This is a genomic window from Larkinella knui, assembly GCF_003858645.1.
GTDB lineage: Bacteria > Bacteroidota > Bacteroidia > Cytophagales > Spirosomataceae > Larkinella > Larkinella knui.
This window is the reverse complement of the sequence record NZ_RQJP01000001.1, coordinates 125,461-146,644: the sequence shown is the minus strand read 5'-3', so window position 1 is coordinate 146,644 and position 21,184 is coordinate 125,461. Positions and strand designations below refer to the sequence as shown.

At 53.8% G+C, this 21,184-nt stretch carries 17 protein-coding genes; 16 read left to right on the top strand and 1 reads right to left on the bottom strand.

Features of this window, described 5'->3' with window-relative positions:
* The first annotated feature begins 45 nt into the window (after positions 1 to 45).
* The 10 genes from EHT87_RS00575 (at position 46) to EHT87_RS31185 (ending at position 13,103) form a co-directional block, all read left to right on the top strand.
* Entirely contained in the window at positions 46 to 1,383 is a 1,338-nt protein-coding gene (locus EHT87_RS00575; protein WP_124902812.1) for a Gfo/Idh/MocA family protein, read from the top strand.
* A gap of 162 nt (positions 1,384 to 1,545) precedes the next feature.
* Positions 1,546 to 4,965: a ThuA domain-containing protein gene (locus EHT87_RS00570; RefSeq protein WP_124902810.1), complete on the top strand. Its 3,420-nt coding sequence runs from the start codon at positions 1,546 to 1,548 to the stop codon at positions 4,963 to 4,965.
* A 325-nt stretch (positions 4,966 to 5,290) separates the two neighbouring features.
* Positions 5,291 to 6,223 carry a M20/M25/M40 family metallo-hydrolase gene (locus EHT87_RS00565; protein ID WP_124902808.1) on the top strand — a complete coding sequence of 311 codons (933 nt, stop codon included), beginning with the start codon at positions 5,291 to 5,293 and terminating at the stop codon, positions 6,221 to 6,223.
* Between the two features lie 122 nt (positions 6,224 to 6,345).
* Complete coding sequence (locus tag EHT87_RS00560) at positions 6,346 to 8,220, top strand: serine hydrolase domain-containing protein (protein WP_124902806.1); 1,875 nt, start codon at positions 6,346 to 6,348, stop codon at positions 8,218 to 8,220.
* A gap of 180 nt (positions 8,221 to 8,400) precedes the next feature.
* Positions 8,401 to 9,219 carry an SDR family oxidoreductase gene (locus tag EHT87_RS00555; protein WP_124902804.1) on the top strand — a complete coding sequence of 273 codons (819 nt, stop codon included), beginning with the start codon at positions 8,401 to 8,403 and terminating at the stop codon, positions 9,217 to 9,219.
* Positions 9,220 to 9,290: 71 nt separating this feature from the next.
* Entirely contained in the window at positions 9,291 to 10,181 is an 891-nt protein-coding gene (locus EHT87_RS00550; RefSeq protein ID WP_124902802.1) for a helix-turn-helix domain-containing protein, read from the top strand.
* A 133-nt stretch (positions 10,182 to 10,314) separates the two neighbouring features.
* Positions 10,315 to 11,325, top strand: coding sequence for an aldo/keto reductase (locus tag EHT87_RS00545; RefSeq protein WP_124902800.1), 1,011 nt, complete (start codon positions 10,315 to 10,317; stop codon positions 11,323 to 11,325).
* Between the two features lie 75 nt (positions 11,326 to 11,400).
* On the top strand, positions 11,401 to 12,321 hold the full coding sequence (locus EHT87_RS00540; protein ID WP_124902798.1) for a helix-turn-helix domain-containing protein: 921 nt from the start codon (positions 11,401 to 11,403) through the stop codon (positions 12,319 to 12,321).
* Between the two features lie 199 nt (positions 12,322 to 12,520).
* Entirely contained in the window at positions 12,521 to 12,937 is a 417-nt protein-coding gene (locus EHT87_RS00535; RefSeq protein ID WP_229320766.1) for a hypothetical protein, read from the top strand.
* Positions 12,938 to 12,941: 4 nt separating this feature from the next.
* Positions 12,942 to 13,103, top strand: a complete 162-nt coding sequence (locus EHT87_RS31185; RefSeq protein WP_185716108.1) for a hypothetical protein — start codon at positions 12,942 to 12,944, stop codon at positions 13,101 to 13,103.
* A 34-nt stretch (positions 13,104 to 13,137) separates the two neighbouring features.
* Here the strand turns inward: EHT87_RS31185 and EHT87_RS00530 are convergent, their stop codons facing one another.
* On the bottom strand, positions 13,138 to 13,905 hold the full coding sequence (locus EHT87_RS00530) for a DeoR/GlpR family DNA-binding transcription regulator (RefSeq protein WP_124902796.1): 768 nt from the start codon (positions 13,903 to 13,905) through the stop codon (positions 13,138 to 13,140).
* A 268-nt stretch (positions 13,906 to 14,173) separates the two neighbouring features.
* Here EHT87_RS00530 and EHT87_RS00525 point away from each other — a divergent pair, with 268 nt between their 5' ends.
* The 6 genes from EHT87_RS00525 to EHT87_RS00500 all read left to right on the top strand — a co-directional run bounded on the left by EHT87_RS00525 (position 14,174) and on the right by EHT87_RS00500 (position 21,145).
* Complete coding sequence (locus EHT87_RS00525; RefSeq protein ID WP_124902794.1) at positions 14,174 to 15,421, top strand: MFS transporter; 1,248 nt, start codon at positions 14,174 to 14,176, stop codon at positions 15,419 to 15,421.
* Between the two features lie 59 nt (positions 15,422 to 15,480).
* A complete protein-coding gene (locus EHT87_RS00520; protein WP_124902792.1) occupies positions 15,481 to 16,485 on the top strand; it encodes a 2-hydroxyacid dehydrogenase in 1,005 nt (334 codons plus the stop codon).
* A gap of 2 nt (positions 16,486 to 16,487) precedes the next feature.
* Entirely contained in the window at positions 16,488 to 17,942 is a 1,455-nt protein-coding gene (locus EHT87_RS00515; protein ID WP_229320763.1) for an FGGY-family carbohydrate kinase, read from the top strand.
* The gene (locus EHT87_RS00510) at positions 17,942 to 19,378 is read left to right on the top strand and encodes an FGGY-family carbohydrate kinase (RefSeq protein ID WP_124902790.1); all 1,437 of its coding nucleotides are present in this window, start codon (positions 17,942 to 17,944) and stop codon (positions 19,376 to 19,378) included. The genes EHT87_RS00515 and EHT87_RS00510 overlap by 1 nt, the downstream gene beginning before the upstream one ends.
* Positions 19,379 to 19,388: 10 nt before the next feature.
* Positions 19,389 to 19,988 (top strand): histidine phosphatase family protein, encoded by a 600-nt coding sequence (locus EHT87_RS00505; protein ID WP_124902788.1) that lies wholly within the window; start codon positions 19,389 to 19,391, stop codon positions 19,986 to 19,988.
* 212 nt (positions 19,989 to 20,200) lie between these two features.
* Complete coding sequence (locus EHT87_RS00500) at positions 20,201 to 21,145, top strand: glycerophosphodiester phosphodiesterase family protein (protein ID WP_124902786.1); 945 nt, start codon at positions 20,201 to 20,203, stop codon at positions 21,143 to 21,145.
* Positions 21,146 to 21,184: the final 39 nt, after the last annotated feature.

Below are 21,184 nucleotides of genomic sequence, written 5' to 3'. Positions count from 1 at the left end.
CTTTTGCACTTTTGAAGAATATCAAGCTCAATCCTCCAAAACCCCATGGAAAAAGAACCTTTTAGCGCCTTGTCCCGGCGAAAATTCATCGGCCAGGCGTCCGCAGCCCTGTCGGCTTTTATGATCGTTCCCCGGTTTGTGTTGGGCGGTCGGCGGGCCGACGGAACGGGCTACCGGGCGCCGAGCGACATCATCACGCTGGGATTCATCGGCACCGGCAAGCAGAGCCGCGGCCTTTCCCGGCAGTTTCTGAGCACCGGCGAAACCCGGATTCTGGCCACGGCGGAGGTTTACAAAGCCAAGCGCGATCTGTTTATCGAACAGGCCAAAGCGTATTACACCAGCGAAGACGGGAAGGCCAAAGTGAACGGGGCCTATTCGGAGATCCAGGCGTATAACGACTTTCGCCAGCTCCTCGACCGCAAAGACATCGACGCCGTCGTCATTGCCGCCCCCGACCACTGGCACGCCGTCATGGCCGTCAAAGCCGCTGAAGCCGGGAAGGATATTTACTGCGAAAAACCGCTGGCGCTGACCATCAAGGAAGGCCGGGCGATGGTGAATGCCACGCGCAAACACAACCGCGTGTTCCAGACCGGCAGCATGCAACGGTCGTGGCCGGAATTCCGGCAAACCGCCGAGTTGATTCGCAACGGGTACATCGGTGATATTAAGGGAATTAAAGTGAGTGTGGGACCACCGCCGAAACGGTATGATTTACCGGCCGAACCGATACCGGAAGGGTTGGACTGGAATTTGTGGCTGGGACCGAACCAGCCCGTTGCCTTTAATTCCGAACTGGCTCCTCCCCTGTCGAAGGACGTGTTTCCCAACTGGCGGAATTACAAGGAATTCGGTGGCGGCATGGTGACCGACTGGGGTGCGCACATGTTCGACATTGTGCAGTGGTCACTGGACATGGACAACAGTGGCCCCGTCGAGGTGATTCCGCCGGATGGCAAGGAGCACAAATTCCTGACGTATCGCTACGAAAACGGCATTACGATGACCCACCAGCCCTGGGAATGGAGCAATGCCATTCAGTTTGTCGGGTCGGAGGGTACGTTGAATGTTCAGCGGAAAAAGCTGGAAACTACGCCGGTTGCGCTGGCGACCAAAGTGATTGGCCCGGACGAGAAGCACGTTTACCTCAGCGAAAACCACTACAAGGATTTTCTGGACGCGATGCGGAAACGCAGCAAACCCATCTGCGACGTCGAAGTGGGTCACCGCACGGCGTCGGTCTGCACCATCGGAAACATTGCCTACGAACTGAAACGCCCGCTGCGCTGGGACCCGAAAAAGGAAAGTTTTAAAAAGGATAAAGACGCCAACGCGCTGCTGGAAAGGTCGTTGAAAGACGAATGGGCGATTAAAGTCTAACCACAGGCTCAGCCTAAAACCGTTAAAACGGTTTCCAAAATGTACGACCATTTATTTTAGCCCACGGTTTAAACCGTGGGTTAATTATACAGTATCAACCATTTACCCCAAACGGTTTTAACCGTTTTGATTTGCTCAACCGAATTTAATATTCCAAACACAATGCCAATCTCTATCAGAACAAGTACCATCGGTGCCACGCTCCTCGTCCTGGCGTCCGTAACCGGGACTTTTTACGGCTGTAAAACGCCCCGGAATGCCACAACACAGGCTCCGTCTTCCGCGTCAGCATCCGTGGCGACGGCTCCGGCACCCAAGCCGAAAGTGCCGCGCATTCTGGTTTTTTCGCGCACCAAAGGCTATTACCACGAGTCGATTCCGACCGGTATTGCCGCCATTCAGAAACTGGGTCAGGAGAACGGTTTTCGGGTGGATACGACCAAGAATCCCGCGTATTTTGTGGAAGACAGCCTGAAACACTACACCGCCGTCGTGTTTCTGAGCACCACCGGCAACGTCCTGAATCCCGATCAGCAGGTAGCTTTTGAACGGTATATCCAGGCCGGTGGCAATTTCATGGGCATTCACGCGTCCGCCGATACGGAATACAACTGGCCGTGGTACAACAAACTCGCCGGGGCGTATTTCCTGCACCATCCGAAGCAGCAGAAAGTAGCCATCGACGTGATCGACAAAAACCACCCGTCGACGAGTTTTCTGCCCGACCGCTGGGAGCGGTTTGACGAATTGTACAGCTACCGGAACATCAATCCCGACATCAAGGTGCTGGCGAAACTGGACGAAAGTACCTACGAAGGCGGTCGAAACGGCGACAATCACCCGTTTGTCTGGTACCACGAATTCGACGGAGGCCGCGCGTTTTATACCGGCGGTGGCCACACGAACGAAAGCTACAGCGAGCCGCTGTTCCAGCAACATTTGCTCGGCGGTTTGAAATACGTGATCGGCGACAACAAGGATCTCGACTACTCGAAGTCGTACGCGGTGAAGACGCCCGACGAAACCCGGTTTGTCAAAACCGTATTGTCCAACGATTTGAACGAACCGATGGAACTGGCCGTAGCGCCGGATGGCCGGGTGTTTATGACCGAACGGAAGGGCAAGTTTTACCTGTATGACCCGAAAACCAAAAGCACGAAACTGGTGTATGATTTTCCGGTAAAAGCCGTCGAGAAGTATCTGAACGGTCTTTTGGGGATGACTATCGACCCGAATTTTGCCAAAAACCACTACCTGTATTTTTTCTACACGATTCAGGAGGGCGAAGACACGCGGCAGCGGATCGCCCGGTTTGTGATGAACGACGATGGCACGCTGGACATCAAATCGGAGAAACCCATCATCGAATTTCACATCGATCTGGAAGTGAGCGCGCATACCGGCGGGTCGATGGCCTGGGACAAACACGGCAATCTGTTCATCTCGACGGGCGACAATACCGTGCCGTTCGAGTCGAGCGGTTTTTCACCCACCGACTGGCAAGCGGGTCGGCTGACATTCGACGCGGCCCGGTCGGCGGGAAATACGAACGATTTGCGCGGCAAAATTCTGCGGATTCACCCCGAACCCGACGGTTCCTATACGATTCCCGAGGGCAACCTGTTCCCGAAAGGAATGGCGCAAACCCGGCCCGAAATTTACGTGATGGGCTGCCGGAATCCATACCGGATTTCGGTCGATCCCGAAACCTCGATTGTGTATTGGGGTGAAATTGGCCCGGATTCCGGCACCGACGGCCCGCAGGGGCCGCGTGGCTACGACGAATTCAATCAGGCCAGGAAAGCCGGAAACTACGGCTGGCCGTTCTTCGTGGGCGACAGCAAACCGTATAAAGCGTACGACTTTGCGACCAAAGCGGTGGGTGCGGAGTTCGATCCGGCGGCTCCCGTCAACAACTCGCCCAACAATACCGGCTTGAAAAACCTGCCGCCAACCACGAAAGCGATGGTCTGGTATCCCTACAACAAGTCGACCGAATTTCCGGAACTGGGAACGGGCGGGCGGTGTGCGATGGGCGGCCCGGTGTATCACTTCGACGCGAGTCTGAAATCCGATGTCAAGCTGCCGGAGTATTACGATAAAGCCCTGTTCATGTACGACTGGATGCGGAATTGGGTGTATGCCGTTCGGATGGACGACAACCAGAATTACAAACGGATGGAAGCGTTTATGCCGGTGCGGGGCGATTTTCGCCGTCCGGTCGATATGGAAATTGGGCCGAAAGGCGAGATTTACATGCTGGAATATGGTTCGGTGTACGGAATCGACAACGACGATGCGCGTCTGGTAAAGATCGAGTTCAACCCCGGAAATCGCACGCCCGTAGCCAAAGTGACGGCGCGGGATACCATTGGGCTGGCCCCGTTTAAAGTGGCCTTTAACAGCCGGCAGAGCTATGATTTCGATGAGGACGACAAGCTGACGTACGAGTGGCGGTTTGAAGGCAATCAGGTGGGTTCGACCGAAGCCAATCCGACGTTTACGTTTCAGAAAAACGGTATTTACCCGGTGACGCTGAAAGTGACCGATCCGTCGGGGCAAAGCTCAATCGATACGCTGGAAATTAAAGTCGGCAATACGCTGCCGCAGGTAGCGATTGCGACCACCGACAACAGCACGTTCTTTTTCGCCGATCAGACGCCGTTCAAATACGCCGTCGATGTGAAGGACAACGAAGATAAAGTGATCGATAAGAAAAAGGTAAAAGTGGCGCTGAACTACATTCCGAAAGTGGCCGGAAACGACCAGTTGATTGGTCATCAGCAGATTACGAGCACATTCAATCTGGGCAAAAACCTGATGCAATCCAGCGATTGCAAGGCCTGTCATCAGATTAACGGCAAATCGGTCGGCCCGGCGTTTATGGAGGTGTCGAAAAAATACCGGGGCGACAAGGGCGCAGCCACGCGACTGGCGAACAAGGTGATTACCGGTGGCGGTGGGGTCTGGGGCGAACACGCGATGAACGCCCACCCGCAGTTATCGAAGGAAGACGCCACCGAAATTGTGAAATACGTGCTGGCGTTGTCGAACGAACAGCCGGATGTGACGCTGCCGCAACAGGGCACGACGGTTTTGAAAGAACACGTCGGCAAGGACCAGACGGGGCGCTACATTCTGTCGGCGTCGTATACCGACAAAGGCGGGGCCATTACGCCCCTGACCAGCAGCGAGAGCCTGATTCTGCGCCCTGCCAGGGTGCAGGCCGGTGATGCCGACGAGGTGTATAACATGAACCGCCAGCGCGGCCGGTTGGGGGCCACCAAAAACAAGGCGTATTTTGTGCTGAAAGGTGTGGACCTGAAAGGCATCCAGAAGCTGACGTACCAGGTAGCCTCGAAAGACCAGGACGGCACGATTGAAGTCCACACCGGTTCGGCCAAAGGCCCGGTCATCAGCACGGTGGCGTACACGGCCACGGGTGCCTGGAACAAAACCGCCGAGCTCAGCGCCCCGATTCAGGACCCCGGCAGCAAGCAGGATTTGTACTTCGTGTTTGTGAACGCGGATCCGAAAGCCGAGAATATTGGCGGGGTGAGTTGGGTTGAGTTTGGGAAGTAATTTTCAGAATACGGTTTTATAGTGAAATAGCCACCGCAATCCTTCAAACTGCGGTGGCTATTTTATTGCTAAATCCCCCCCTGTTGTCGCTCGCGTGTCGCGAGTGATCTTTATTTGGAGGGCCTCCGGCCCGTACTCGAAATCGTCTGAAGTTTACGCCCAGAAAACAGCTTCGGGCCGGAGGCCCTCTGGATAGCAGTCACTCGCGACACGCGAGCGACAACAGGGGCGACAACGGGGGAGAAAAGCAGGGTGATGGCCCAAATGCGATGGAAGAGACGCGATTAATCGCGTCTGTACGGCCGAATTGCATACATTTGCGGGCATGAATCATCGCACAATCGCCTTTTTGCTGCTCCTGGCAACCCCGCTTTTTGCGCAGGAACCTTCCGCCGACCGGGTCAAAAAACACATCGAAAAGCTGGCTTCCGACAACATGAAAGGCCGGGGAACGGGCAGTCGTGAAAATGCCAAAGCAGCCGCCTACATCGCCCGGCAGTTCCGAAAATATGGCCTGAAACCGTTGGGAGAAGACGGTTTTTACCAACCCTTTACGGCAAAAGTCCGGCGCGTAGTGGTGCCCGACAGCTTGCGAAAAGCCGCTAACGTCATCGGCTTTCTGGACAATGGCGCGGCCCAAACCATCGTCATCGGTGCGCATTACGACCACCTCGGAATGGGCACGCAGGGCAGTTCGCTGGCTTCCAACCCGCAGGGGCAGATTCATAACGGGGCCGACGACAATGCTTCAGGCGTGGCCGGTTTGCTGGAACTGGCACAGTATTACGCGAAAAATTCGGAGAAGGAGCCGTACAATTTTCTGTTTATGGCCTTCGGGGCCGAAGAATTAGGGTTGCAGGGCTCCCGGTATTTTCTGAACCACCCGACCCTGCCACTCGACCGGCTGAACTTCATGGTTTGTATGGATATGATTGGCCGGTATAATCCCGAACGGGGCGTCGGCATCGGGGGTTACGGAACCGCCGACGCCTGGCCGGAGGTCTTCCAGGGCGTTACGGCCGGGGTCAAATTCTTCACCGATCGGGCCGGAAACGGCGGCTCCGACAATGCGGCTTTTTATGCCAAACAGATTCCGGTGCTGTTCTTCCACACCGGCGGTCATCCGGATTACCACAAACCGGGCGATGATCCCGAAAAAATCGACGCCAAGGCCGAGGAGGAAATTCTGCGGCTGGAAATCAAGCTGATCGACAACGCCTTGAAGCTGCCTAAAATGAAGTTCACCCCGGTTCAGTAGCCAAACGTGGGGCCATTTTGGTCGCGTAACGATCTGGCGGTTTTTATTTTTAAAGTATGGCAGGCCCAACAAACACTTTCTGGTAAAACCACCGTGCCCTCAAAAAACAACCCGTACGACCCATGATCCTGACGCCCGAAACCCGCAGTACGGTCTTCTTTCTCTGCTTACTTTTTTGTCCCCTGCTCCTCGTTGCCCAGACCAAACCCAAGGCTCCGGCAACGATTCAGGAACTTCAGGCTGCCATTGAAAACGTGTTGAAAGAAACCGGAACCCCGGCGGTCGGCGTGGCTCTGGTGAAGGGCGACAGCACGGTGTGGGTGGCGGGATTGGGCCAGGCCAATCTGGAAAAAAAGGTCCAGGCTACGGAAAATACGCTGTTTCGCATCGGTTCCGTATCCAAGATGTTTGTTTCGTTGGCTATTCTGAAGCTTCAGGAAGAAGGCCGGGTGAGTCTGAAAGCCAAAGTCCGGGATTTGGTGCCGGAAATTGAGTACACCAACCCCTGGGAAAAAACCGCTCCCATTCTCGTGGAGCATCTGCTGGAGCACACCACGGGCTGGGACGATATGCACCTGGCGGATTACGCCCTCAACGATCCAGCGCTTACGCTGAAACAGGGACTCGATTTTCTGCCGGGCACCCGAACATCCCGCTTGATGCCGGGTACGCGCATGGCCTACAGCAATTCGGGCCCGCCGGTGGCCGCCTACATCATCGAAAAGATTACGGGCCAGCGGTTTGAAGACTATATACAGGAACAGTTTTTCCGACCGCTGGGCATGACAACGGCGACGTATTTTGCGTCGGAGCTTTACCGGCAACGGGGGGCCACCCTGTACGTGAACCACGTTCCCCAGCCGTACTGGAACATCAGCGTTCGTCCATCGGGGGCCATCAATGCCTCACCGAAGGATATGGCCCGCATGCTCCGTTTTTTTGTCAACCGGGGTCGGGTTGGGGATCGGCCACTCGTGCAGGAAGCCTCCCTGAAACGCATGGAAACCCCCTCCACCACTACGGGCGCCCGGGCGGGTCTGGACTACGGCTACGGTTTGGCCAACTATTCGACCCCGTATAAGCAGTTTGTGTACCGATCCCACTCCGGCGGGGTGAACGGCGGACTGACGGACTTTTCGTATCTCCCGGCCCACCAGGTAGGCTATGCCATCATGATCAATGCCGGGAACGGAAATGCCCTTGGTCAGATTGGGGACCTGATCCGGCGTTTTCAGACTGCCCCTTTTCAGGCCGACTCGGCCCGCAAAAAACCGGTGGAACAAAAGCTCGCCGATGCGATTTCGGGCTATTACGTTCCGATCAATCCGCGGGTGCAAAAGATGTATTTTCAACAGCGGATTGTGGACGTAAAGCGCCTTTGGCGAAGCGGAAACTTTCTTTTTAGCCGAAACCTGTTCGGGGGCGGTTTAGAAACCCACGTCGCCGTTACCGACCGGCAGTATGCCTCACCCGAAACCGGAAAAATCAGTGTGGTGCAGGTGCAGGACCCGCTGGCGGGGGAAGTCGTTCACGTGGGAAGTCTGGTTCTGATGCGGATTTCACCGGTTCTGGCCTTCGGTCAATACCTGCTCAGTATCATCTGGCTGCTCTATCTGCTGGGTTCGGTGATTTTCGGCAGCGTCTGGTTGATCCGATACGGACGGACCAGTCGGGGCCGTAAGGAGGCTCGCAACGTTATTCTGTGGCCTTTTCTGACGAGTCTGCTTTTTGTGGCGACCACGATTCTGGGCATCATCGGCGGGCAGGATCCGATGGAACGACTGGGCCAGATGGGGGTTTTATCAGTTTCTGCGCTGGTATTGTCCATTCTTTTTGCCCTGGCGGCCGTCTGGTCCGGCATCACGCTGATCCGGCAACGGAAGGCTAACGTGAGCAGAACCCTTTACTGGCACATGGCCGTGTTATCGGCTCTCAATATCCTGGCCGCCGGTTATTTGACGTGGTTTGGGGCCATTGGCGTCCCAAGCTGGCACTAACGCCAATCCGTCAAGCAGAAAAAACAAACAGACCTACGTTCGATCCGGTTTTCACAGTCGACAAAAAGTCACCCCTACCCCGACTTTCGGAATCTGTATCCGCTTTCCCGGCTTTTGTATAACTGATTCAAAAACCGGCCCGCTAGCTTTGCCTTTGTATTTACAAGAACATTTTTAGCGATGGCAAAGACAATTTTTATTACAGGCGCTTCCCGGGGTTTCGGGAAACTATGGGCGGAAGCTTTTCTCCAACGGGGTGATAACGTGGCCGCAACGGTCCGAAATAGAGCCGCATTAGAACAACTTAAAGCACAATACGGCGATTCGCTGTTGCCCATCCAGTTGGATGTGACGGACCGGGCCGCCAGTTTTGCCGCCATTCAGCAGGCGAAAGCATATTTCGGGCAAATCGACACCGTCATCAACAATGCGGGCTATGGCCTGTTTGGGGCCATCGAAGAGGCTACTGAGCAGGAAGCCCGCGACCAGTTTGAAGCCAATGTCTTCGGGCTGTTGTGGGTAACACAGGCGGCCCTGCCCATCATGCGGGAACAGGGTCATGGGCATATCATTCAGTTGTCCAGCATGTTAGGCGTATTGACCTTTCCAACCCTGGGCCTTTACAATGCGTCCAAGTTTGCGGTGGAAGGATTGAGCGAAACCCTGGCGGCCGAAGTGAAAGCGTTCGGCATCCACGTGACGCTGGTCGAACCGAACGGTTTTTCGACCGACTGGGCGGGGACTTCCGCGACCCATTCGCAACCGATTCCGGCCTATGATGGGGTAAAAGCCGCTTTTCAGGCCGGTTTAACGGAGGATTTTGTCGGTATTCCGGAAGCCACCGTTGAGGCCATCCTGAAACTGGTGGACAGCACCAATCCGCCCCTTCGTTTGTTCTTGGGCAAAATGCCGTTGCCACTGGCCAAACAGGTCTATGCCGATCGGCTGGCGACCTGGGAAGAATGGCGTGAGGTAGCCGAGAAAGCACACGGCAAATAACCGGCACTACGGACAGCAGCACCGGTCACCGGAACGGTATACACCGGTGCTGCTTTTAATTCAGTACGAATATGGCACATTTTAAAACCCTGAGCGAACTGCACCAGTTCAACGGCTATCCGCCCCCGGAACACCCGATGATCAGTCTGTTGCGCTGTACGCAGCGGTGTTCATTCGGCACCAGCGAATTCACCGGCGATTTCTACATGATCGGGCTCAAGAAAATGAAGGCGGGCTTCATCCGGTACGGCAAAACGAAGTACGACGGCGACAGCGGTTCCATGTATTTCATCAAACCCCGGCAGGTTGCCGAAATGCGCAATCTGGAACTGGAAGACGACGGATTTGCCATCTACATCCACGAAGATTACCTGAACGGGCATCCGCTGCATGCGGAGATAAAGAAATACCCGTATTTCGAGTATGAAGCCAACGAAGCCCTGCATTTATCGCCCAAAGAAGAACAAATCATCTGGGGGCTGTACCGCACCATCGAATCCGAATACAACAACTATCCGGATGAGTACAGCAAGGACATCATTCTGGGGCACGTCGGCGCCATCCTGCGGTATTCTCAGCGGTTTTACAAACGCCAGTTCATCCATCGCACCGAGCTGTCGGGCCGGATCATTTCGCGGTTTACGAATACGCTGACGCATTATTTTGAAAGCGGACAACTGGCTCAAAAGGGCTTGCCTACGGTGAAATTCATGGCCGCGGAGCTGAATCTGTCGGCCAGTTACCTGAGCGATCTTTTGAAGCAGGAAACTGGAAAAACCGCCCTGGAGCACATTCATATTTTCCTGATTTCGGAGGCCAAACATTTACTCAACGGACCGGCGGCAACCGTGGCGGAAATTGCCTACAGCCTGGGGTTCGACAATCCGCCTTATTTCTCCCGTTTGTTCAGGAAAGAAGTCGGTATGAGCCCGAATGAGTATAAAAAGTACAATCTGAATTAACAATTTTCCAAAACCCGCCTGCCGGACATCTTCCCCGTTTTGGATACAACAACTGGAGATTCGGCTACTTTTCTTCGGGCGGCCGGTCGGACCTTTGCATCATTGATTTTTACCCAATTTTCCGATGCAAATTATGAATCCTATTCAAAAAACAAATCTAGGAAGTCAGGGACTGGTTGTTCCCCGGATCGGCCTGGGGTGTATGGGCATGACCCAGATTGCCGGTATGGATATTTACGGACAAGCCGACGAAGCCGAATCCATCGCCACCATCCACCGTTCGCTCGAACTGGGTGGTAATTTTCTGGATACAGCCGATCTATATGGCCCGCTGGCCAATGAAAGGCTCGTCGCCAAAGCCATCAAAGGCAACCGGAATCAGTATATCATTGCCACCAAATTTGGCTATGAAATCGATGATAACGAGCAACTGACCTGGCGGATTAACGGACAACCGGATTACGTCAAAAAAGCCGTTGAACGTTCCTTGAAAAACCTCGGCACCGACTACATCGATCTGTATTACCTCCACCGCCTGGACCCCGCTACGCCCATCGAAGAAACCGTTGGTGCGATGGCTGAGCTGGTAAAAGAAGGAAAAGTGGGCTATATCGGGCTGTCCGAAGTGGGTTCTGAAACCATCCGCAAGGCGCATAACATCCATCCCCTGACGGCGGTACAAACCGAGTATTCGCTCTTTGAACGAAACGCCGAGGAAGACGGTATTACCGACACCGTTCAGGAATTGGGCATCGGGTTTGTGGCCTATTCGCCGTTGGGACGCGGTTTTCTGTCGGGCGACATCCAAACGCCCGATGATTTTCCGGCGAATGATTTCCGCCGAACGATCCCGCGTTTTCAGGGGGACCAGTTCTACAAAAACATCGAGTTGGTGAACGCCATCAAGGCCCTGGCCAATGAAAAAAGTATCACCCCGTCCCAACTGGCCATTGCCTGGGTGATTGCCAAAGGGTTTTTACCCATACCGGGCACCAAACGTGTCAACTACGTGGAACAGAATATCGCAGCCACCGGCATTACGTTGAGCGCGGAAGATCTGGCCCGGCTGGAAGCCATCGTTCCGTTGGGCGTCTCGACCGGCGACCGGTATGATGCGACCGGAATGTCGATGGTAAATTTATAATAGCCCCAAAATAGCCACCGGGAAAAGCTATCTTTAAGGATGGCTTTTCCCGGTCTATCAAAAGCCTGAAAAACAATGAAAAAATCCGCCCAACCTCCGTATCCCATCCAGTCGGTTTCGGAATTGCACCGGTTGCTGGAACTGCCTAAACCGGAACATCCGCTGGTCAGTTTGATCGATTTGAGTGACGTAAAATGCGACTGGACCGAAAGCCAGCGGAGTGTCATGTATAATTTTTACTCCATCTGCATCAAAAAAGACTTCAAAGGCAAGCTGAAGTACGGGCAGAATTATTACGATTTTGACGAAGGCGTGATGACGTTTTTTTCGCCGGGACAGGTCATTTCGACGGATGTCACCGACGACCGGGCGGTGGTGGGCTGGTGGCTGGTGCTTCATCCGGATTTCATCCGCAATTATCCCCTGTCGAAAGCCATCAAGGACTACGGTTATTTCTCGTACGCGGTCAACGAAGCCCTGCACCTTTCCGAAAAGGAAGAAACCATGATTACCGCCATCATGAAGAATATCGAACAGGAATACCGCTCGGTAATCGACAACTTCAGCCAGGATGTTATCGTTTCGCACATCGATTTGTTGCTCAATTATTGCAACCGGTTTTATAACCGCCAGTTCATCACCCGGAAGCACGCCAGCAACGATTTACTGATCAAGCTGGAAACGGTTTTATCGGACTACTTTAACAGTGAAAAGGTCCAGGAATTAGGACTTCCGACGGTTCAGTATATTTCCGATGAACTGGCGATTTCACCCAACTATTTAAGTGATCTGCTAAGAACCTTAACCGGACAAAGCACGCAGCAACACATCCACAACAAACTGATCGAAAAGGCGCAGGAAATTTTGACGACAACGTCTTTGTCGGTCAGCGAAATCGCGTACCAACTCGGTTTTGAATACCCCCAATCATTTAGCAAGCTCTTCAAGAGCAAGATGAATGTGTCGCCGATGGAGTTCCGGCATTCATTTAATTGAGGGTGGACAACGTACCAGGACGCAATACCGCCCGGATCGGTGATCAGATGGCATTTGCCCGAACCCTGAATATTCTGTAAATTCGTTGAGTGGAAAACCAACAAACAGTAGGGCTTGATTTTCTCATAGACAAGCTTACCAATTCAATAGAAAATGTGGTACCGGCGACAACTTCCAAACGGAAATTTCGCTTGTATCGGTGGCCGACCTTAAGACCATCACGAAAAAAAACAAGTGGCTTTTTGACTGGAAATTTGAGCATAAACAACCAGAACGTGAGGTATATAAATTAACAATTTTGGGTAACCCTACTATAATTCAGGGGCTAATTTGTCTTGAAGTAAAGGCAGATCATGTTTATATGCACCTTGTGGAAAATGCACCATTCAATAAAGGAAATACGAAAGTTTATGCCGGGGTTGCGGGTAATCTGGTCGCATTTGCGTGCCGACTTTCGTTTCAACGTGGCCATGAGGGAAACATTTCATTTCTATCTAAATCACAACTGATCGAGCACTATGAAAAAACATTAGGGGCCTTTCATTTTGGTGGCAGGGTTATGATTATTGAAACAAAAGCGGCATTGAAACTTATTTCGCGCTATTTTAAAAATTGAGATTATGAAAAAGCAATTAAGTGAACCCGATTTTATTGGCGGACAAGGATCGTTAACCCAAGAAGAAGAATTAGCTCTGTCAGCGTATTTTGCAAAAAAGAAGGCCAAACAAAGCAAAAGAACTTCCTTACCAGTCGACAAGACAAAATATATGAATCAAGTGTAACCTTCCACGACCAACTACCTAATTTTCAATAACTTCACCCCGCCACAATCACCTTCACACCCCGTTCTTCCAGCTTCCGTACCAGCTCATCCGAAACACCTGAATCGGTAATCAGGTAGTGAATCTGGTCCAGATTGCCGATTTTTCCGATGCCCCGCTTCCCGAATTTGGAGCTGTCGGCCAGAACGGCCACGGTTTGGGCGGCATCGATCAGTTTCTGGTTCAGGCTGGTTTCCGTCAGGTTGCTGATCGACAGGCCGAAGTCGAAATCAACGCCGTCGACACCCACAAACAACAGCCCGCAGGAAAGGCGATCGAGCATCTGTTCGGCAAAGGAACCCACGACCGACGACGAATTCGGGCGAATCAGGCCCCCCAGTTGCAACACTTCCACGTTGGCCCGGTTGCTGAGCTCGGCTGCGACTTTCACCGCCGGGGTAATCACCGTCAGCTTATCGGCCGGATGCAGACACCTCGCCAGTTCAAAAACCGTGGTGCCCGAACCAATGATAATCGAGTCGTTCTGCCCGATGAGCGCCAGGGCGGCTCTGGCAATCGTCTGTTTCTCCTCGGCCCGAATCAACGCTTTCTCGTCGATCGGCTTTTCAAAAGCGTACGGGTTGGTCATCGACCCACCGCCCCGCGTCCGGAACAGCAGGCTTTTATCCTCCAGCAGTTTCAAATCTTTCCGGATCGTCACCCCCGACACTTCCATCAGGTCGCTCAATTCCTGAATCGTGACGCTGCCGCTTTCCTTCAACCGCTGCAAAATAAACTGGTGTCTTTCTGTAATCGTCTTCATGCGCTGACCAAAATCGTGCTGATCAAGAATAAGGAGAATTTGGGAGAATGTAAAAAAACAGGCCAAACGCGTTTGAAAACCCGCGTTTTTTCGGGATCCAAATCCGTACCTGAAAACCGCATCAGACTTACTATTTGTTAAACTAAGATTTCATAAAGTTAAATTATATTTCATTTTGTTTAATTCTTTTTTCTATGTTTGTTTGTGTACAAGTTATTCTGATTTAAGTACAAGTCATTGAACCCCTTCCTAACTTTTGACTCCTGGCATGCATTCAGAATCTGTCTTCGATAAAGCCGGTTTGCCCAGACCGCTGGCCTGGGGGTATCTGGGCATCATCATCTTCATGATGGGCGATGGTGTCGAGCAGGGCTGGCTCAGTCCCTACCTGCTCGAACACGGCATGAGCATTCAACAATCGGCCTCGCTGTTTACGGTTTACGGCATTACGATTGCCATTTCGTCCTGGTTTTCGGGCGTTCTGGCCGAGGGCTATGGCCCCCGGAAGGCCATGCTGGCGGGGCTGTTGCTCTACATCATCGGCACCGTCGGCTTCGTCGGTTACGGCATGGCCGAACTCAATTTTCCAACCATGCTGCTGACCTACGCCATCCGGGGTTTCGGCTATCCGCTGTTTGCCTATTCCTTTTTGGTCTGGATTACCTACCGAACCCCGCAGGAGAAACTGGGCCGGGCCGTGGGGTGGTTCTGGTTCGTCTTCACCGGCGGACTCAACGTCTTCGGTGCCTATTACTCAAGCTGGGCCATCGACCGGCTTGGCTACCAGAACACGCTCTGGACCTCCATTTTCTGGGTGGCGCTGGGCGGTTTTTTCGCGCTTGTCCTCAACCGGGATCGCTTCGTTCCCTCGGCCGCCAGTGCGGGCACCAAAACCAAAGAGCTCCTCAACGGATTGACCATTGTTCAGAAAGAACCCAAAGTGCTGATCGGCGGTATCGTCCGCATCATCAACACCACCGCGCAATTTGCTTTCCCGGTTTTTTTGCCCATCTACCTGGCGACGTTCGGCTTCAGCACGGTCGAATGGCTCCAGATTTGGGGGACGATTTTTACGAGCAATATCCTGTTCAACCTCCTGTTCGGCTTCATTGGCGACCGCCTGGGCTGGCGCAACACGATTATGTGGTTCGGGGGCGTTGGGTGCGGCATCTCGACGCTGCTGTTCTATTATTCGCCAGCCTGGTTTGGCGGGAGTTACGCGATGGTTCTTCTGTCGGGCGTGCTCTGGGGCGGTTTGCTGGCGGGCTACGTTCCCTTGTCGGCGCTGGTGCCGTCGCTGGTGAAAGAAGACAAAGGGGCTGCCATGGCCATTCTGAACCTGGGGGCCGGGCTGCCGGTTTTTGTTGGCCCCGCCATTGTCGGACTCACGATCGGCACCATCGGCAGCGAGGGCGTTGTCTGGATTCTGGCCGGCTTGTATTTCCTGAGCGCCCTGCTCACCCGGTTTATCACCTTGCCGAAAGAGACGGTTTCGACGAATAAAGTATTGACGTAAACCAGCCCAAAGGCTTTCCTAACTAACCCCGGGTGCCGCCCGGGGCAACTGACGACACGATGAAAATCTTAATTACCGCACCTTACCACCAAAAGGCACAGGACGAATTGACAGGCTGGCTCGGCGAGGTGATTTACCGGCCCTGGAAGTTGCAGGAACGCGCTTATACCGAAACCGAACTGATGCATCTGGTGCAGGCCACCGAAGCGAATGCGCTCATTACCGAACACGACGAGGTGACGGCAGCGTTCATGGCAGCCTGTCCGAACCTGCGGTTTATCGGCGTGTGCCGCGGTACGCCTTCCAATGTGGCGGTGGCGGTGGCCACTGAAAAAGGCATCCCGGTTTTTAACACCCCCGCCCGGAATGCACAGGCCGTGGCCGAGCTATTCATCGCCAACCTGATTACCCTGATGCGAAACACCTTGGCCGCCATTCGCTGGCTCGAAGGCGAAAACTGGGCCGCCGGAGCGCACACGTCTTACCTGCAGTTCAAGGGCAATGAACTGGCGGGGAAAACCATCGGTATGGTGGGTTTCGGGGCCGTGGGGCAAACCATCGCGAATCTCGTCCGGCATTTTCCAGCCCGCATTCAGTATTACGATCCTTATTATACCGCTGACGATTTGTACTACGAAAAAACCGATCTGGAAACGGTATTCAGAACCAGCGATGTCGTGTCCATTCACCTGCCCGTCAATGAACAAACCAAAGGACTCATCGACAGGCAGTTGCTGAACTTGATGAAACCGGATGCCATTTTTGTCAATACCGCCCGGGCCGTGGTGGTGAATCGGGAAGATTTGCTCGACGTGCTGGAAAACCGGAAAATCCGGGGTGCGATTCTGGATGTATTCGACCACGAACCACCGGATGAGCTGGATTATAAGCTCATTCATCGCGCCGATGTGCTGGCAACTCCCCACATTGCCGGGGCCACTTTTGAGGTGGAAGACCACCACGCCGATATTATGAACCAGGCGTTGCGGGCCTTCTTTTTGGAGGATAAAAAGGCCATCCGGCAGTTGGTGAATCCGGCAGTTTTGGAAGCAAAGAAATCTTGAAAATGAGCCGAATGACGGAAAAAGAAGCCTATTTGATCATTGACATTGGAACCGGAAATGTCCGGGTTGCCGTTGCCGAAAGCACCGGAAATATCCTGGGCGTCGAGCGGGCGGATATGTCCTACGAACGGGACGAACACTACCCCGAATCCATTTATTTCGATCCGGATCAGCTCTGGCGGCAGATTATACAACTGGCAAAAACCGCTTTAACCCACAGTAGTCCGGTCACCATCCGGGCCATTACGGCTACGAGTCAGCGGGAAGGCATTGTCGCGATTGGTAAAGAAGGCCAATCGCTGATCGGAATGCCAAACATCGACCACCGCGGCCGCGAATGGGAGGATGCGATTCCCGACAAAAACCGGATCTATCAACGAACCGGACGGTATCCAACTTCGCTGTTTTCTGCCCTGAAACTGGTGGGCATTCGCCAGCGGAGGACCGACCTCTGGAACGAGGTAGCGACGTTTCTCAGCATCAGCGACTGGGCGCAGTATCAACTGAGCGGATTGGCCCGGTATGAACATTCACAGGCTTCGGAAACCCTGCTGTATGATGTAGCGTCCAAAGAGTGGTCAGCGGAATTGTGCAATTTCTTCGAGCTGGATACGGCTTTATTACCGCCTTTGCAATCGGCCGGAACGGTGCTGGGGCCGGTGTTGCCCGCGGTTGCAGCCGAACTAAATCTCAGGCCGGATGCGCTGGTGGTGGTCGGCGGGGCCGATACGCAACTGGCCGTTCGCAGCCTGCAGCCGTCGGTAGACGATGTCGTAATCGTGTCGGGAACCACCACCCCCATTATCAAACTGGTCGATCACTACATCACCGACAACCAGCAGCGCACCTGGACCAACCGCCATATTGACGAAAAAAGCTTTATTCTGGAAGCCAACGCGGGGGTAACGGGGTTGAACTACCAACGGCTGAAGGAGATTTTTTACCCCCACGAAAGCTACGAGATCATTGAAAACGAACTGGCGGAAAGTAACGAGTCCAACTGTGTGGCCGCTTTGGGTTCATTGCTGGCCGATGAAAAGACACCGCTCATCCGGGGTGGATTTATTTTCAACACACCGGTTTCGCACCAGCTGACGCGGGGGGATTTCATTCATGCCATCCTGTGGGACATTGCGTGCAGCATCTACGAAAATTACAAAAGTCTCTGTGCGGTAACGACGCACGATGAGCCCTACATCTGGGCGTGCGGAGGGGGTATGCAAAGCCGGACACTCCGCCAGTTTATCGCCAATCTGACCCAAAAAACCGTCCGCATTCGGGAGACGTACCGCCAGGCGTCGGTCGTGGGGGGCGTGTTGGTGTGTACCGATGCCTTGGGAATGGCGGGTGCCGAACCGGTGACGCTGGAGGAAGTGATTCCTGAAGATGCCGAGCGTTTTCAGGTGCGGTATCAGAACTGGAAAAAGGCACGAAACGCTTTTAAATCAATGCCCTGATGACCGCTTATTTTATTGGAATCGACGTTGGGACGCAGGGCGTGCGGGTCGTCCTGTGTGATGAGACAGGCCACGTGGTGGGCAGTCGGGAAGCGGTTTTTCCGTTAACCGAAAGCTCGCGCGAAGAGCAGCCCCCCCGGCAATGGTGGGAGTCGGGTTGGCGCTGTCTGAAAACGCTGCTGGATGCCCTGCGCAATGACATCCATTTGCCGGACGTAAAGGCGATTGCCGTAACGTCGACCTCCGGCACGATCATCCCGCTCGACGAACAGAACGAGCCGCTCCATAACGCGTTGATGTACAGCGATAACCGCCCGGCCGTCGAAGGAAAGATGTGTAAAGCCGTGGCCGAAAAATACCATCCCGACGGCTACACGGGTTTCAATGCCTCCAGCGGCTTATCGAAAATGGTCTGGTTTGCGCACCAGCATCCGGACAAAACCGCCCGCTTGCACACCTGGATTCATGCCGCCGATTACCTCAGTGGCCAACTGTCGGGAAATTTCCGGGTGACGGATTACACCAACGCGTTGAAATCGGGCTATGATGTCAAAAATGGCGTCTGGCCCGCTTATCTTTTTGAACAGCTTCCGCTGAAAAAAGCGTGGATGCAGGACGTGGTTCCGTCCGGGAAACCGATTGGAAAACTACTGCCGGAACTGGCCACAGCCCTCGGACTGCCGGAAATCACGGTCGTGGCCGGGATGACCGACGGCTGTGCTTCGCAGGTGGCCTCGGGTGCGGTTCGGCCGGGCGACTGGAACACGACCATCGGTACGACGCTGGTTGTCAAGGGCGTTACCACCCGGGAGCTGAAGGACCCGGAAGGACGGCTGTACAGTCACCGGCATCCCGAAGGTTACTGGATGCCGGGCGGAGCCAGCAATACCGGGGCCGACTGGGTGACGGCCAGTTTCGGCGACCGGCTGGCCGAATTAACGCAGGCAGCGGCTGAGCGCATTCCGTCGCCGTATATCGCGTATCCATTGCGGCAGCAAGGTGAGCGGTTTCCGTTTCTGTCGGCCCAGGCACGCGGTTTTGCGCCGGAAGGACTTTCGGATGCGGATCTTTTTACGGCAAATCTGGAAGGAGTTGCCTATCTTGAGCGCTACGCCTACGAGTTGATCGAAGCGTTGTCGGGCGAAAAGGTCCGGGCCATCTATACCGCCGGGGGAGCGAGCAGCAGCGATGTCTGGTTAACGATTCGCAGCAACGTCCTGAAACGTCCGGTTTATAAAGGGGCGCAGGTGAGCGGTGCGGTCGGAGCGGCTATTCTGGCGGCTTCCCGGACGCATTTCAAAACCCTGACCGAAGCGGTTCAGGCCATGACACACGTTGAAAAAGAAGTAAAACCGTCCGCGGAATTGATGCGGGCTTACGACGCGGGGTATCAACAGTTTGTGAGCGCGTTCCGGGAAAAAGGATACATCAATTGACGACACACGAATGCTTACGGTCTATTTACTCCGCCACGGAGAAACGTTCTGGAATGCGGACGGAAACCGGTATTGTGGCGCTACTGACATTGGATTAACGGACAAAGGAATTCAGCAGGCGCACGGGGCCGCCGGGTTGCTGAAAGGCATTTCGTTCGACGCCATTTATTCGTCACCCCTGCAACGGGCTTTTCGAACCGCCCAGATTGCTTCCGGAAAACCGGATGCGGTCGTAACGGACAACCGACTGACTGAAGCCGGTTTTGGGGATTGGGAAGGCAAAACCCGTGAACAGTTTATCGCCGAAAAGCCCGAATTGTGGGATAACTGGTGCCTGTCGCCCGACCAGACCAGAGCCGGCGAAAGCGGGGAAACGGGGATGGAAGTAGTCAGTCGCGTCGATGATTTCTTTCGGGAAATTCAGCAAAAACAGGCTTCCCAGACGATTCTGGTAGTGGCTCATAACGCTGTAAACCGCTTTTACATGACCTGGAAACTGGGGATGCCGTTGAAGAATTACCGGAAACTGGTTCAGGACAACTCGACCGTAACGGTATTCACACTGGATGAGGAAGGTGAGTTTAGTTTGTTGAAATTGAATTGCAGTTGAATCAAAACAGACACCGGTTCTACCCGTCCAGAACAACCGCAACAAACAGCCCATGATTCTAATCGTGGGTTTACGAAACTATTCTGGATGGCGATGGTACCCGTTTCAACGGTTTTCCCGTACGGGATTACCTGCCTTTGAACCCACGGTTAAAACCGGGGACTGAGTAATCAATAAAACTTGTATCGTTTTTTCAAATTCATTATTTCGCCATGTCTAGAATAGCCTTTATTCTGACTTCCCTGCTCATTACCAGCCGTTTGTCGCTGCAGGCTCAGCAACCTCTACACGTTTTTGCCATCAAAACGCCCAAAGAACTGCACAGCTTTTTCCGGTGGACGGGCCAGGATATTCCGATCATCAGCGGGCACCGGGGCGGAATGGTCAAGGGTTTTCCGGAAAATTCGATGGCGACGTTCGAAAACACGCTGAAACATACCCCGGCTTTTTTCGAGATCGACCCGCGCCTGACCAAAGACAGTGTGATTGTGCTGATGCACGATGCGACGCTCGAACGCACCACGACCGGAACCGGGAAAGTGTCGGATTATACCTGGGAAGAACTGAAGAAATTTCGGCTGAAAGACGCGGAAGGCAACGTGACGGAACACCGCATTCCGACGCTGGCCGAGGCCATTGACTGGGCGCGGGGAAAAACGATCCTGAATCTGGACAAGAAAGACGTACCGTTTCCGATGATTGCCGCCATCATCCGCGACCACAAAGCCGACGCGTTCGTGATGCTCACCGTGCATACCGCCGAAGAAGCGCTTTATTACTACAAACGGAATAAAAACCAGATGTTTTCGGCCTTTGTCAAAACCCCACAGGCCATGAAGGAGTACGAAAAGGCCGGGATTCCGTTTTCCCAAATGATTGCCTACATCGGACCGGACGTGAAACCTGCCAACCAGGAAATGTACCGATTGCTGAACGCAAAAGGCGTTATGTGCATGATTTCGGCCGCGCCCACTTACGACAAACTGAAAACACCGGACGAGCGGGCTGCGGCTTATCGGGCGGTATTTAAGGACGGTGCCAGCATTCTCGAATCCGATTTGCCCATTGAAACCGCCGAAGCCGTCCGGTCGTTGATTCCGGCCAAAAGCGTCAAAACCGGCTACTTTAAAAAAGCCGTGGTTAGCGACCGGTTTTGACGCGGGATACATTTCGCCTGCTTATCTTGGACCGGAATT

Bases quoted from the DNA above. Each gene is read 5' to 3' on its own strand.
- EHT87_RS00525 (WP_124902794.1), top strand. From the start codon at position 14,174: ATGCATTCAGAATCTGTCTTCGATAAAGCCGGTTTGCCCAGACCGCTG.
- EHT87_RS00520 (WP_124902792.1), top strand. From the start codon at position 15,481: ATGAAAATCTTAATTACCGCACCTTACCACCAAAAGGCACAGGACGAA.
- EHT87_RS00500 (WP_124902786.1), top strand. From the start codon at position 20,201: ATGTCTAGAATAGCCTTTATTCTGACTTCCCTGCTCATTACCAGCCGT.
- EHT87_RS00545 (WP_124902800.1), top strand. From the start codon at position 10,315: ATGAATCCTATTCAAAAAACAAATCTAGGAAGTCAGGGACTGGTTGTT.
- EHT87_RS00565 (WP_124902808.1), top strand. From the start codon at position 5,291: ATGAATCATCGCACAATCGCCTTTTTGCTGCTCCTGGCAACCCCGCTT.
- EHT87_RS00575 (WP_124902812.1), top strand. From the start codon at position 46: ATGGAAAAAGAACCTTTTAGCGCCTTGTCCCGGCGAAAATTCATCGGC.
- EHT87_RS31185 (WP_185716108.1), top strand. From the start codon at position 12,942: ATGAAAAAGCAATTAAGTGAACCCGATTTTATTGGCGGACAAGGATCG.
- EHT87_RS00510 (WP_124902790.1), top strand. From the start codon at position 17,942: ATGACCGCTTATTTTATTGGAATCGACGTTGGGACGCAGGGCGTGCGG.
- EHT87_RS00570 (WP_124902810.1), top strand. From the start codon at position 1,546: ATGCCAATCTCTATCAGAACAAGTACCATCGGTGCCACGCTCCTCGTC.
- EHT87_RS00505 (WP_124902788.1), top strand. From the start codon at position 19,389: ATGCTTACGGTCTATTTACTCCGCCACGGAGAAACGTTCTGGAATGCG.
- EHT87_RS00550 (WP_124902802.1), top strand. From the start codon at position 9,291: ATGGCACATTTTAAAACCCTGAGCGAACTGCACCAGTTCAACGGCTAT.
- EHT87_RS00515 (WP_229320763.1), top strand. From the start codon at position 16,488: ATGAGCCGAATGACGGAAAAAGAAGCCTATTTGATCATTGACATTGGA.
- EHT87_RS00560 (WP_124902806.1), top strand. From the start codon at position 6,346: ATGATCCTGACGCCCGAAACCCGCAGTACGGTCTTCTTTCTCTGCTTA.
- EHT87_RS00555 (WP_124902804.1), top strand. From the start codon at position 8,401: ATGGCAAAGACAATTTTTATTACAGGCGCTTCCCGGGGTTTCGGGAAA.
- EHT87_RS00530 (WP_124902796.1), bottom strand. From the start codon at position 13,905: ATGAAGACGATTACAGAAAGACACCAGTTTATTTTGCAGCGGTTGAAG.
- EHT87_RS00540 (WP_124902798.1), top strand. From the start codon at position 11,401: ATGAAAAAATCCGCCCAACCTCCGTATCCCATCCAGTCGGTTTCGGAA.